We start from the raw sequence: 13848 nt of genomic DNA, 5'->3' as shown, positions 1-13848 counted from the left end.
TTGGAAGAAAAAAATAAAGCGCATGAATAAGAATTTGTTTTGGAGATTTTTGGCCATTCTTGGCATCACCTTTTTATCATTTCAGTTAGCTGCCCAATCGCTTGTAATTGACTCCCTCAGCAGGATTGTAGACGGAAAGGAATCTTTCACCAAAAGCAAGCGAATAGAAGCTAAGGGACATCTTGCCCGACTTATGGTTCTTTCAGACAAATTTGTAGAAGCACATGAATTGATGGATGAGGCAATAAGGGATAGCTGGGAAGAAAAGGATAAAAAACATGGAGCGTTTATCTACGCTACCTTGGCTTATGTATACATGCAACAGGACAGTTTGTTAAATGCGGTAGAAGCGATTGACAGTGCTGCTTGGTATGCAGATAGGACGGAAGATAAAAAAATGAAGGGCTATGTCATGCTCAGACAAGGCTGGCTAGCCTATGTTTTGGGAGATAATGAGCTCGCCTATGGTAAATTGCTGGAAGCATTGCGCCTGTTGGAAGGAGAAGGTGCCTATGAATATGAAAGCAGCATATACCATCACCTTGCAGGTATCTCAGCCAGATTGAACGATCCTGCCAAGCAGCAACTTTATACCAGACTTTGTATGGATGCTGCTTTGAAAAGCATGGCTCCCGATGCAATAATCAATTCTTATCTAAGCATGGGCAGTAGCTACCTATCGCGCTATCGTAAGGATAGTTCTGATAAATCACTCTTGGATTCGTCCCTGTATTATAATAAGCTTCTGCTTTCTTATGCCGATGCCCATGATGAGCGAATAGCCCTGAAAAGTACCAAAGGGATAGGAGCGCTGAATGTTGCCAATCTCTACTTTGAGTTTTACCCACAATCCTATCGTGATAGTGCCGCGATATACTTGGATCAGGCATTGGAGATCGGACGTCAGGTTGACTATCCGGAGATTATAGCAAACAGTTATGGTATACTCAGCGGCTTTGCGATGAGAGATGGTGATTATCGAAAAGCAGAGGATTTGTTGAAATCCGCCATGCTCGAAATTTCCGAAAGGCCGAAAACAGGTTTATTGGTAAAATCCCGTATAAGTAATGCCCTCGCTGAAGTAAATGAAAAAAAGGGGGATCCAGTCCAGGCTCTTGCTTATTATAAAGACTACATCAGTATTTATAAAGAGATTTTCAACAAAGAAAAAGCAGGTGTAATCCAACAGTTGGATGCACGCTATCAGTCAGAGAAAAAGGAGATCGAATTAGAAGTAACCAAAAAGGAAGCACAGTTGGCCAAGAAACTCAATTATTTCTATATCCTTTTGATTTTAGCTTTTGCCTTTGCCCTTTTCTTTTTGTACAGATCCTATCATTTTAGATTAAAAGCTTCTTCTCAGCAGCAGCTTTTATTGGAAAGAGCTAAAAGTAGAGCAGAACTTGAAGCACAGCTCGAAGCAGAAAAAAACACCCGCCTACAAACGGAGCGAGAGCTGATGAAAGAAAGACTTGAGCGACTGGAGCGCGAACTTTTGGCAGGCACGTTACATGCAGAGGAAAAAAACCGGCTCGTTGATGGCCTTAGGGCAAGACTCCTTACCCTGGATCGTGAAGACCCGCTTCACCGACAGCTAGAGAAGATAGTTTCGAGAAACATAGAAATAGATAAAGGATATAGGGAGGCCAAATCGGATATTGCCGACATCAGACCTGAATTTATTGCAAGGCTGCAGGAAAAATCCAAGCAAACTCTGACCCGCCTTGATTTGAAATACTGCTCCTATATCCTGATGGGGCAATCCAATAAGGAAATTGCGGCACGACTGAATGTAGACCCGAAGAGTATCCGGATGGCAAGGTACCGCATCAAGCAAAAACTTAACCTGGAAAAGGAACAAACTCTCGATCAGTATATCACTGAATTGGGTTCAGCAGTAAACAGGTCTGTTGACCTTCAATAAACCTAGGTGCTAAAAAATAGGTTAAGGATTAATAGGTTAAAGGTTCACATATAGTGTGTGGAGAAAATTTAGATTGATCTATACCCAATTTCTGTAGGAGCAACGCCTGCCGTAGGTAGGCATTATAGGTGTTGGAGTACGGAAACAAGGCCACTGCCTTCCTCCTGCGGACAAGCTTTCTTGTCCTGAATTTCTCTTACAATCTCAGATATTTCAATTCCTGTATGGTTCGATTGAGAGATTGTCAAATCTTCCAGGCATCAAATCATGGATCGGATTTACAGATAATTATGCCGGTGAAGAACAGAAGAAATGCTTATCCATTGTTTAACCCCAAATATGCATTGGCAATTCTACGCCGCTGCGGACTCAGTCTCCAAACCATATGATTTTATTGCAATTACAGTCCTTCCCGATAAGAATCGGTACAGGCTATAGCGAAACCTCACGCATAACCCCGGTTTAAACAGTCAATTATATTTACCCCCAATTTGGCTACATAAGTTCTCGATTCTACTACAAAGCCGTATGTTGTGTGACAGAAATTTGCATAATCAATTAAAAGAAAATAATATGCAATCAGTACAAAACAAAATTGCCCTGGTCACGGGAGCAAATACGGGAGTTGGTTTTCAAATAGCCAAAGCTTTGGCAGAAAATAACTACACCGTCTATGTAGGGGCACGAAATCCGGAAAAAGGGAATGAGGCTGTACGGGAACTTGGCGAAAATGCAGTGGCAATTGAGCTGGACGTCACCAAAAACAGTACAATCCAATCGGCGGCAGAGAAAATCGGGAAAGAACATGGTTACCTGGATCTATTGGTAAACAATGCAGGAATATCCAATGCAGGAACCCGCAAAGGTACTATGGAGGAAATGCTTGCTGCACAGATGCCAAGTGTGGCATCCATCTCAGAAATGAAAAAGGTATGGGATACCAATGTCTTTGGAGCCTTAGCAGTAACACAGGCCTTTCTTCCTCTTCTGCACAAAGCTTCTGCTCCAAGAATTGTAAATGTATCTAGCAGTTTGGGTTCACTTACGTTGAACCAGAACCCTTCCAATCCGTATAGAAAAAATTTTGATGTGGTGTACGGTGCTTCCAAGGCGGCCATGAATGCAATTACGGTTTCTTTGGCAAATGAGCTTGAAGGCACAAACATCAAGGTAAATGCCGTAAGCCCGGGGTTTACAGCGACTGCGCTCAATAATTTCCAGGGAACCGATTCGGTGGAAGAAGGTTCAAAAGAACCTATCCGTGTCGCACTGGATGAAAGCGGTGTCTCCGGACAATTTACAGGACCCCATCAGGAAGTTTACCCTTGGTAAAAACAAACCTTTTGCCTGCAAAGCCTGACCGGATTTGCAGGCAATTATTCACTATCTTCAAAAATGAAAAAGGAAAAAAAACTCATCCGCTTTCGCAGCATTTCAGAAATACACGACGCTTGCGGACTTGCGAAGCCGAAACATCCTCTGATCAGCATGACACATTGTGGCGGCAACACCAACTTCGACCTCAGCAACGGCCCGGTCTATGATGTGCTGGATTTTTATAAAATCTTGTTAATTACCGACCGGCAGGGAAAAATGAAATATGGCCAAAGCCATTACGATTTCAACGAAGGCAGTCTGATGTTTTTGGCCCCAAATCAAGTAATGGGATCTACCCAAGATGACCAGTTGGCAAGTGCGCGTGTTTTATTGTTTCATCCTGATTTTTTACTGGGTTTTCCCTTGTCAAACAAAATAAAACAGTACCAATATTTTTCCTATTCGGTGAATGAGGCATTGCATTTGTCCGATCAGGAAAGAGAGGTATTGCTGTCACTTTTCAAAATTATTGAAGAGGAATTAAACAGCCGTATTGACGAATTTAGTCAGGAAGTCGTCATAGCGCAGCTGGAACTGTTGCTCCATTATGCCAACCGTTATTACAAGCGTCAATTCATCACCAGAAAAGTTGTCAATAAAGATATTCTTCAAAAGACAGAAGCTATTTTAGATGACTATTTCAACGATCAGAAAACCCTACTCAGTGGCATTCCCACCGTTCATTATGTAGCCGAAAAACTCAATATTTCAGCAGGATATTTAAGTGACACCCTGCGTTCGCTGATCGGACAAAATGCCAAACAATACATCCATTACAAACTCATCGAAAAAGCCAAAGAGAAACTCTCCACATCCGAATTATCCGTAAGTGAAATTGCTTACGAACTAGGCTTCGAACATTCACAGTCATTCAATAAACTTTTCAAACAAAAAACGAAACAAAGTCCTCTGGAATTTCGGGCGAGTTTTAATTAGGTCATATGATTGAAGTACCCCCTAACCAATTTCCGATTCATCATCGATGAAAGGTCGGATTTGCATCGAAAGAGAGTAAATTACATTTTGTAAGGTATTCTTCGTATTTATCTTTTCCGAATTTTTTGCAAGTTCTACAAATACCCAGCCTGCTGATGTTTCAAAGGCTTCTTTTACTGACATATCGTGATAAATTTCAGGGCGGTATCCATAGTTAACTGTATCAGTTCTGCCTACCCATTTGATTATTTCGTTCTCATCACTAATCGTTTTGGTTTCAAGAGCTATTAATAAATTAATGATCTTAAAGGTAGATGCCGGAAGGGTTTCAACTTTTATCCCTATGGTGTCCGAAGTAATCCATTTTTGTTCTTTTATGTCATAAATAGCTATGGAACCTTTAACATCACAATTGTCAAAGTATTTTTTACTGTTGTCCAGCAAAACGACATCACTATTATTCAAATCATATGATTTGTTATCTGCGTGTTTGTTTGGTGAGCAACATATACTAAATAAAAGTATGATTGTAGGCAAACTTAGATTTTTTAATTTCATTTTTAGTCTATCGTTTTTCTTTTATATCAGTAGTGATTTTGCTATTCTTTATATTTCTTTCTAGAAACCTCCTTGCCATTTTCGTATAAAATCTCTTCGGTTAAATTGCCATTTTCGTCATAAGACTTCGTTGTTAGCGGCTGGCATTCTTGCTGTCTGCATGTAGATATTTTTGTTTTGATGTACTGTCCAATTTTTCTATTGCATAACGCAAACATTTGCGGTTCATTGTAGAAGCGTATTTGTCAAGAAACTTTGTTAAGTGTGTTATATCTTTTTTACCTGCTTCTCTAATCCAACTCCCAACAGCCATTTGCACATATTTGTCTTGGTCGTGTACAAGAATTTCTGAAATTTTAAATGTGTCTTGAATATCATTTTTTCTGATAAAGTAATAAGTGCTTACGATTGCTGTTCTCCGTTCCATTGGTAATTTTGACATTGCCAATTTGTAAAGTGGTTTCCTGTCTTTATCGTATAAATAGCCACCAACTACATAAGGTGCAGCTCTGTCAACAAGTCCCCAATCGTCAATCCATTTATGATTTTCCACATAGGCGGTGTAAATTTCTGCTTTTTCTTTGTCTGATATTTTTGTATTCCTTGCTTTCCAATCTAAAATTGAAACTGCTCCCAATCTTTGGTCATAATCACTATTTCTCAAAAGTTTAATAACTTCCTTTGTCGGCATATTTTTGTGCTTTTTTGCTAAATCAAAAATTTGCTTCTTAGCAATAAGAGAATTATTGCTTCTTAATACTATTAGTTCGTCTATGAATTCTATATTGGTCATAGTTACATTTATCTTTTTGCTTTCCAAAGCAGTTAAAAAAGTGTTGGCGAAAAATTCATCACCAACACTTTTTAGATTTTAAGCATTTTCAAGTGCTTTAATGTCAAACTTTTTCATTCCCATATAAACTTCCATTACTTTTTGTGCTCTTGTTGGGTCGCTTAAAAGTTTTGGAAGAACTGTTGGAACAATTTGCCACGAAATACCAAACTTGTCTTTCAACCAACCGCAGTTGCTTTCTTGCCCACCGTCAGCCGTTAAGCTATTCCAATAGTGGTCAATTTCTTCTTGTGTTTCGCAATCAACCACAAATGAAACCGCTTCGTTGAATTTAAAGTTTGGTCCGCCATTCAGCCCCATAAACTTTTTACCGTCCAACTCAAAGGTTACTACCATCTGATTGTCTGCTGTAATTTTTGAGTTCTTAAAGATTGTACAGTAGAACTTTGCTGCTGCTTGGGCTTGTCCGTCAAACCACAAGCAAGGATAAATTTTATTTGTCATTACTTTGTTTTTTTATGTTAATCCTGAATTGAATTAACTATACAAAACTACTGTAGCTGTTAGCCTTAAAATAGAACGAAACCGACAAAATAGTTTCATTCGTTCTTGCCCAATTTCAGGTATCCTTTTGGTGTCATATTGGTAAACTCTTTAAATGCTCTGATAAAATGGCTTTGGTCAGCATAGTCATTATTAAAAGCTATGTCTGAAAAAAGCTTGAATTGTTGTTGGTTTAGTTGTTGAAATGCAGAATTGAATTGGGCAATGCGCCTGTATTGATTAGGAGAAATGCCAACTTTATCTTCAAACATTCTTTGAAAAGTTCGTTCTGTTACATAAAGTTCGTCTTGAGCTTTTTTAAGTATTTCTTTTGATGGATGTTCGGCAATTAGTTGGGTTGCGTATTTAATCAACTTATTGTCGGTCTGAATTTTTGTTGTCAAACTAAATATGAAGTCATCTAAAATAGCAACCATTTCGTCAACTGTGTTGGCGTTAAGAAGTTGTTCTTGTAAAAGGTTGGCGTTTTTGGACTGAATAAGGTTTAAGTTTATGGGGTTATCGGTAAGGTCTTTTGCTGAAAAACCGAAAAGCGTTGTCAACGCAAATGGTTTAAAGAAAAATGCGATGAGAATGAAGTTTTCAGTAAAAGATATTTGGTCTGGAAAAATTGTCTGTCCGAAAAGAGTGAGATAGTTGGAATTGTTCTTAATTGTCCCTTTGGTCGTTTGAAAAAGTAAGGTGGGTTTGCCATTCGCAAAAAGGGGGAGTGAAAATGTCTTTTTTACGTCATTGTTCTCCACAACAAGAATGCTGTCCACAAAGTCAGCAATTTTTTCTGTCGGTATGTAATGGTTTCCTGTCATTACGGGTTGTGTTATGCTTGCCACCAACTTATTTATTGTCGCCATTTTATGGCGGTTATTCAGTTACCAATAGGCAGATAATCGTCCTAATTTCCCATTTTCTATGGCTGTTATTTTTACAGGTCATCGAAGTCTATTCCAAGTAGTCAGACCTCTGCTAAGTTCCTTCATGATCGGTGCTATAAAAGTTCACGTTGTCTACCTCCTCCCGCCCATCTTCCCTATTCTCTCCGTTCTCGGAACGGGGTCCAACAAAAATTTCCTGACCTGTTTTGTCAAAATGGGTGCAAGCCATTTTGACCATCAGATGGCCCACTTTCAAGCTCCGTTCTATCTATTATTTAATCCATTCTACTACTCCATTTTTCATCACCATCTTCATTTCATAAAGAGATTTTTTGAAGTTGCTATTATCCTAAAAATAGATTAAAAACAAATCACTTTTGCTATGTAATTAAAAATAGAATGAGAACATTATTTTTTCTGAGTAGCTCTTATATTAAAATCACATAAGAATTTTAAGAAGCAGCCGGCAACACATTATGCCGGCCGCTCTGCTTACGGTTTACCTACATCTCCGTCTCTACATAATGATGCATGGCATCCCGCATAAAAATCGCAAAATCTTTATCGGAGGCCCCATTCACGGTGGTGTAGGCAGGCACATCTACGTAAAGCTGGCCGAGGCCTTTATAAGCTTCACTGATGTCATCAGTACGCCCCCAAAACTGTTGGATGTAACGACAATGCTTCGCAATTTCCGACTGCACGTCAGCACTTTCCGGCGATTGGCGCCGGAGAGCAACCAACGCATCCATATTTGCTTTGAAGTCGTCTTGCAATTGCTGAAATTCGTTGCGGTCCATTTTCAGCAACATTTGTTCGCCATATGCAACCTGTTCAGGCCACTTTTCCTTTGCAAATTTTTGCCATTCTGCTGCCTTTTCTTTTGGCAGACCGGCATATAATTCTTCGTGTGTCATTTCAGTTTTACCTTTTAGCTTAAGAATCGTTTTGTCGATGGTAGCAAGTATCTCGGCTACACGTTTCTTCCGGGCTTTCATCGCTGCCTTATGACCTTCAAGCGCTTTTATCAGGTCAAAGCCGGGGTCGTTCAGCATGTCGGTAATGTCCCTGAGCGGAATATCGAGTTCTCTGTAAAAAAGAATTTGCTGCAGTCTGAGTAATTCTTCTTCGCCATACAGCCGGTACCTTTTCTCGGTACGGACGGATGGTTTCAGCAACCCGATCTTGTCGTACAGGTGCAACGTGCGCACCGTTACGCCTGCAAGTCCGGACAGTTGTTTTACTGTGTAATTCGCCTGACTCTTTTTACCATTCATTTTGTAAAACTATGCTATGACCTAAGGTAAGAGTCAAATTTTTTTTGAACTTTTTTTAAAATTATTTTTCCGGGTCTGTGAACGTAACGATATCAATCCCGATACCATTGGGGTCAACGATCGCAAAATGCCTGTCGCCCCAGGGCTCGTCGCGTATCTCAATCGCTATGGAGACTCCTTTATTTTTGATTTGGTCATATAGCTCATCCACATTTTCTACTTCTATTGTCAGATAACCCCCTTTACCATTAAAAGGTGATTGAAAAATTGGTTTTTGACTGGGATGGTTGGGTTGGAGAAAGCTGATTTCCGCTGATTTATCAGGCGTATGCATTAAAAGATAAAATTCATTTTCAAAGGATACGCCAAAACCTAATACATCGGTGTAAAATTCTTTGGTCTCTTCCAGTTTTTCGGTGATGATTCCTGCGTTTAGTTTCATTTTGTTCGGTGTTTGTGCATTTGCCAATCCAACAATTAGCAAAAATGCAGTGATGAATAATGTTCTCATTTCTTTTGATTTGTGTTGATACAAACTTAGTGTGAGAAAGCAGGCTGGAATTGTAAAAATCGGACAAAGTCTACTGAAAGGCTTCTGAAGGCGTTACACCATAAAATGTTTTGAAATTCTTGATGAAATGAGCTTGATCAAAGAAACCAAGATCAAAGTATAATTTGTTTTCTTTCAGACTTTGCTTAGATGGTTTTGCACTCAAAATATGCTGAAATCTTATGACATTACTAAATGCCTTAGGCGTGGTGCCAATGTGGTAGTTGAAAACTCTTTGCAGTTGTCTCGGGCTTAATCCCGTTGTTAAATCAGTTTCGGTGTCTAAAAATCCCCTGTTCTGAAAAATCAGTTTTAAGGCATTTAGAAACCGATGGTCAACATCAAAATGCCGGTTTTGGATGTGGATACTCAACTTGTCATTTAGCAAATTTACAATTTTCTCAAAAGACAGTTTTGAATGGATATTGTTCTCAATCCATTGTGAAAAATTGGGCAGCACTTGCTTTAGCTCCTGAGATTGATTGCTTAAATGTTGGGCATTTATCCCAAATAAAAGCGGAAATGCGGAAGGCAAAAATCGAATCCCCATATAGTCAAAATCATTGCCGATGGCGAACTCGGTATATTTCCTGCAAAATCCCATTACAAAATTTTCCGTTGGTTGATTGTGATCAAAAAATATATCGATACAACCATCTGAAACGACTCTGTAAACTAAGGGCTCTTTTAATGGTTTTATGGTCTTTAACTGCCAAAAGCAATAAACAAAGCTCTCAATTTTTTTGACCGGGCGGGTTTCCTGATAAACAATTTCTTCGGCACCAATCTTTACTGCCGGTTGAATGGGTCGATAAAAGTCTCTTATGAATTCAATTTCTTTCACGTTTTGGTTGGGCAATTGTCGATAATTTTAGCCGGGGTCTTTTATTTCTTAATGCCTTATTCTATCCCCACTATTACCAATTTAAAATTGGCTTTTTTACCTCCTCCCATCCTATTCCGTTTGGTTTCCGGACAGGATTATTCAATCCTAACTCTCCAATAGCTTCACCAATTCCCTTGCGGCTGCACCTCCTGCCCTGTTGGCCCCGATAGTCGATGCAGAAGGACCATATCCCACTAAATGAATCCTGGGTTCTTTGGCTACTTCTGTAGCCAATCTCCCTGACATCTTAATCCCACCGCTTTCTTCCCGTGGTACTACCGAATCCAAATGTGACAGGGGCCATCTGAACCCCGTATTCCAAAGGATAACATCTGCATTTGTTTCTCTTCCGTCTTCCCATTTTACACCGTTCTTGGTGATTTCGCTAAACATGGGAAAACGTGTAAGAACACCTCTCTTCTCCATGGCTTCAATCTCGGGAGTAAACGGTAATCCCGTAACAGAAACAACAGACTGGGGCAATAGGCCTTTTCTTACACGCTCCTCCACCAGGGCCACTGCCATGCTTCCCGCCCTTTCATCAAAGGGGACTTTACGGAATTCCGGCGGTCTGCGTGTGACCCAGGTAGTCGAGGTTACTTTTGAAATTTGATCCAGCAATTGAATCGCTGAAATCCCCCCTCCCACAACGATAACATGCTTTCCCCGGAAATAGTCTGCATCTTTGAAATCCCGCGTGTGTAACTGTTCTCCTTCGAAAAGTGCTGCACCCGGATATTCGGGGATGTAAGGACTTTCCCATGTTCCGGTCGCATTGATGATGCCCAATGCCGAAAAAGCAGTGGATGAAGTATCAATGAAAAAGCGGTTTTCCTGCAAGTAAACCTTTTCCACTTTTACCGGTCGGTACACTTGGAGCCCAAATTTCTTTTCGTACAAATCGAAATAATGGGGAACGGCACTATTCGCCTGAACATCGCTTTCACCAATTGCAAAGGTTTCTTCAAAAGACATACCCGGTAAATCATGAATCCGGTTCACTGTGCTCAAGGTCAGCGAATCCCAACGGGATTGCCAGGCACCGCCGGCCTGCCGGGCTCCATCTAACATGATGAAATCAGAGCCAATTTCCAATCCCATTTTTTTGAGGTGATACCCCGCAGAAAGTCCGGCCTGACCGGCTCCTATGATTGCGATTTTTGTTTTATAACGGATTTTTACAGCCATTTACATTTCCTCCTAACGCCAACCCAATTCCGGTGCTACATAGTTTAAAATGGATTCGAGCACGTGCACATTGTAAGCTACACCCAATGTATTGGGAATGGTCAATAATAGAGTATCTGCTTCCTTAATCGCTTCATCTTGGGCCAGTTCTTTGATCAACCGTTCCGGTTCGGCGGCATAACTTCTACCAAAAATTGCCCGTTTATCGGCTTCTATCATTCCTACTTTATCTTTTCTATCTGCTTCGCGTCCGAAATAATACCTGTCCTGATCGTTTACCAGTGCAAATATGGACCGGCTCACCGAAACTCTTGGTTCACGCTGATGTCCCGCTTTTTTCCAGGCTTCTTTGTAGACCCTGATTTGTTCGGCTTGCTGAATGTGAAACGGTTTTCCGCTCTCGTCGTATTTCAAGGTGGAACTTTGGAGGTTCATGCCAATTTCTGCCGCCCAGACAGCAGTAGCATCCGAAGCCGAACCCCACCAAATACGGTCACGCAATCCTTCCGAATGCGGCTCTACTCTCAATAATCCGGGCGGATTGGGAAACATAGGGTTGGGGTTAGGCTGTGCAAAGCCAACTCCATTTAGTTTGTCAAAAAATTCCAATGCTTTCCTTCTTCCCATGTCGGCATCGGTTTCACCTTCTTCCAAATCGTAGCCAAAATACTTCCAACCGTCAATCACTTGCTCCGGTGATCCTCTGCTGACCCCTAACTGCAACCTACCTTCGGAAATCAAGTCGGCAGCGCCTGCATCTTCCACCATATACAATGGATTTTCATAGCGCATATCGATGACACCGGTTCCGATTTCGATTTTTTGGGTTTTGGCCCCAATAGCAGCCAACAAAGGAAATGGTGAAGCCAATTGCTGCGCAAAATGATGCACCCGAAAATACGCCCCATCAATTCCTATTTCTTCGGCTGCAACTGCCAGATCTATAGACTGCAGCAAGGTATCGCTTGCAGTATTTGCATCATAGGCAGGATGATTTGCCCAATGACCAAAGGATAAAAAACCTATTTTTTTCATGTGTTTATTTTCTTAAATGTCTGCACGCTATGGAAAAATGTCTCCATAATTAAGCTGTCAAACATGTTTTCATCAAAATCTGTTCAGTTTGTAAGTAAACACATCTAGATTAATCTGAATATACCTTCCCGATACTATAAGGTTTCTTCATTAATCTGTGTTTAATGGCAGAACAGTTAAAATCCATGCCCAAATAAAAAGGACGCTCAGAGTCGTCCTTTTAGCTTTGCCGATGGCCTTCAGGTCAAGCCAAACCATGGCCTGTAGGATTCTGCCCTGTTTTTCGAAGACCTGAATATTGAAGAAAAGCCATTAGTGCTACCCAGATAGCCACCCCCGAAATAAGTAAATATCCCAGAAAGGATATGACGAGTAGTTGAAGCGACACTATGAGAAGACTGGACATTACCCATAGGGAGTCAATCAGCACTAGGGACTTAAAACAGAAAAAGATTTTCAAAGTAAAGTGAAAATTGCCGCCCTCCATCTGGCACAACCCGCGTTGCCTGGGCTGCAAGAAATAGCTGAAGTATTTCACTTGACTCCCCGTACGATGCAAAGGATGCTCGCCAAAGAGCAGCTCACCTTCAGAAAACTGTCGGATGAACTCAAAAAGCAACTGGGGGTAATACTATTACGCCATGATGGATACACCATAACTGATATTGCCTATTTGCTTGGGTATGCGGAACCTGCATCCTTTGTCCATGCCTTCAAAAAGTGGCACGGCTGCTCCCCTACCGGTATCAGGGCAGAAGTCCTTAATCAATGAAGTCCGGGAATAAAACCTACTGGGTTTTAGAATTTCATTTGCAATCTCAGTGGCCTTATTGCGTATATGAACAGGCTGATTTTTGTAGGATGGCGGGTAATCTCCGTTATACCAAGGCATAGTTTTTTGATTTAATCCTGTTAACAAAAACGTCCTGAATATGCGAAGGTTTATTACCTGTTCCTTACAATGAGTTTAAGGTAAGAATTTGGAAGGATTATACTTACCGGTTGTAATACCAAACTTAAATCCGTTTGGAAAACGAGATTATTTCCGGATTGAATCTATTTCAACAGAATCAGTTCTGCCAGCACAGGCAGGTGGTCAGAAGCATAACTTTCTTTAATAACACGATGATTTCTAACAGTGAAATCCCCGCTTCTCCTATACATTATAAAATCAATTGTTTTTTTGGGGTTGATCACCGGTATAGTCGGTGCACAATCGTTCCTGCAGGTTCGGGTAAAACTTCCGTCAAGCGTACTGATAGGAGCACTGTCAGGTGTGGAGTTAAAATCCCCCACCAAAATCACCGGCATGGTTTCCTCAGCAAAATACTGAACAATCATTTCGGCTTGAGAAAGCGCATTTCTCTCACTACTAAAATCCAAATGGGTATTGGCAAACTGATAGCGCAAACCTTTCTCCAAATTCACTGTTGCCACTGAAATGGTTCGCTGTTCTGTCCCTTCCTCTGCCGGCAATAATATAGTTTTAGTATCTGTCAAAGGATATTTTGAGAGGATGGCTGTTCCATATTCTCCTCCTTCGTAATCAATTCCCTTAGAAAAATAGAAATAGGGCATTTCCGTCATTTCAGCAAGAGATTTGGCCATATGTAAATCTGACCCGGAGCGGGAAGTGAAGACATCCACTTCCTGCAGGCCTACTATCTCAGCCTTGCTTTCCTTAATCACTTTTGCAATGGCTTCCAGATCTATAAAATCCGGACGGGACGGCGGATTGCTATGATGAATATTATAAGAAAGCACCTTGATAGCCCTTCCTTTAGGTTTTTCGGGGTCAGGTTGAAGTGTATGTGTGGGTTGTTCAGAATTTGCGCAGGCAGCAAATCCCACCATCAGAAATAACAAAAGAAAATACTTGTTCATAATA

13 protein-coding genes and 1 pseudogene are annotated in these 13848 nt (G+C 40.8%); 4 read left to right on the top strand and 10 right to left on the bottom strand.

What is annotated here, in order from left to right; translation table 11 throughout:
* Positions 1–22 precede the first annotated feature (22 nt).
* From J2X69_RS02215 to J2X69_RS02205, 3 genes are all read left to right on the top strand, one after another.
* On the top strand, positions 23–1924 hold the full coding sequence (locus J2X69_RS02215; protein ID WP_310097759.1) for a LuxR C-terminal-related transcriptional regulator: 1902 nt from the start codon (positions 23–25) through the stop codon (positions 1922–1924).
* 573 nt (positions 1925–2497) lie between these two features.
* A complete protein-coding gene (locus J2X69_RS02210) occupies positions 2498–3256 on the top strand; it encodes an SDR family NAD(P)-dependent oxidoreductase (protein ID WP_310097755.1) in 759 nt (252 codons plus the stop codon).
* A gap of 63 nt (positions 3257–3319) precedes the next feature.
* Entirely contained in the window at positions 3320–4237 is a 918-nt protein-coding gene (locus tag J2X69_RS02205; RefSeq protein WP_310097751.1) for an AraC family transcriptional regulator, read from the top strand.
* Positions 4238–4316: 79 nt separating this feature from the next.
* Here the strand turns inward: J2X69_RS02205 and J2X69_RS02200 are convergent.
* The 9 genes and pseudogenes from J2X69_RS02200 to J2X69_RS02160 all read right to left on the bottom strand — a co-directional run.
* Positions 4317–4795 (bottom strand): annotated as a pseudogene (locus tag J2X69_RS02200) (penicillin-binding transpeptidase domain-containing protein); the annotation flags it as partial.
* 133 nt (positions 4796–4928) lie between these two features.
* Positions 4929–5588 carry a DNA alkylation repair protein gene (locus tag J2X69_RS02195; protein ID WP_310097744.1) on the bottom strand — a complete coding sequence of 220 codons (660 nt, stop codon included), beginning with the start codon at positions 5586–5588 and terminating at the stop codon, positions 4929–4931.
* 78 nt (positions 5589–5666) lie between these two features.
* Positions 5667–6092 carry a VOC family protein gene (locus tag J2X69_RS02190; RefSeq protein WP_310097742.1) on the bottom strand — a complete coding sequence of 142 codons (426 nt, stop codon included), beginning with the start codon at positions 6090–6092 and terminating at the stop codon, positions 5667–5669.
* A gap of 95 nt (positions 6093–6187) precedes the next feature.
* Positions 6188–7003, bottom strand: a complete 816-nt coding sequence (locus tag J2X69_RS02185) for an AraC family transcriptional regulator (protein WP_310097739.1) — start codon at positions 7001–7003, stop codon at positions 6188–6190.
* Positions 7004–7527: 524 nt separating this feature from the next.
* Positions 7528–8301 (bottom strand): MerR family transcriptional regulator, encoded by a 774-nt coding sequence (locus tag J2X69_RS02180; RefSeq protein WP_310097736.1) that lies wholly within the window; start codon positions 8299–8301, stop codon positions 7528–7530.
* Positions 8302–8362: 61 nt separating this feature from the next.
* Positions 8363–8812 carry a VOC family protein gene (locus J2X69_RS02175; protein ID WP_310097733.1) on the bottom strand — a complete coding sequence of 150 codons (450 nt, stop codon included), beginning with the start codon at positions 8810–8812 and terminating at the stop codon, positions 8363–8365.
* A 70-nt stretch (positions 8813–8882) separates the two neighbouring features.
* On the bottom strand, positions 8883–9695 hold the full coding sequence (locus J2X69_RS02170) for a helix-turn-helix domain-containing protein (RefSeq protein WP_310097730.1): 813 nt from the start codon (positions 9693–9695) through the stop codon (positions 8883–8885).
* A 147-nt stretch (positions 9696–9842) separates the two neighbouring features.
* Positions 9843–10925, bottom strand: coding sequence for an NAD(P)-binding domain-containing protein (locus J2X69_RS02165; protein WP_310097726.1), 1083 nt, complete (start codon positions 10923–10925; stop codon positions 9843–9845).
* 12 nt (positions 10926–10937) lie between these two features.
* Positions 10938–11960 (bottom strand): LLM class flavin-dependent oxidoreductase, encoded by a 1023-nt coding sequence (locus J2X69_RS02160; RefSeq protein WP_310097723.1) that lies wholly within the window; start codon positions 11958–11960, stop codon positions 10938–10940.
* A gap of 466 nt (positions 11961–12426) precedes the next feature.
* Here J2X69_RS02160 and J2X69_RS02155 point away from each other — a divergent pair, with 466 nt between their 5' ends.
* Positions 12427–12732, top strand: a complete 306-nt coding sequence (locus tag J2X69_RS02155; protein ID WP_310097720.1) for an AraC family transcriptional regulator — start codon at positions 12427–12429, stop codon at positions 12730–12732.
* A gap of 284 nt (positions 12733–13016) precedes the next feature.
* Here the strand turns inward: J2X69_RS02155 and J2X69_RS02150 are convergent, their stop codons facing one another.
* Positions 13017–13844 (bottom strand): endonuclease/exonuclease/phosphatase family protein, encoded by an 828-nt coding sequence (locus tag J2X69_RS02150; protein WP_310097717.1) that lies wholly within the window; start codon positions 13842–13844, stop codon positions 13017–13019.
* Positions 13845–13848 lie beyond the last annotated feature (4 nt).

The organism is Algoriphagus sp. 4150, assembly GCF_031457395.1.
In the GTDB taxonomy this organism is placed as follows: Bacteria; Bacteroidota; Bacteroidia; order Cytophagales; family Cyclobacteriaceae; genus Algoriphagus.
Note: the sequence above shows the minus strand (reverse complement) of the source record. Positions and strands in the feature narration are given on the sequence as shown.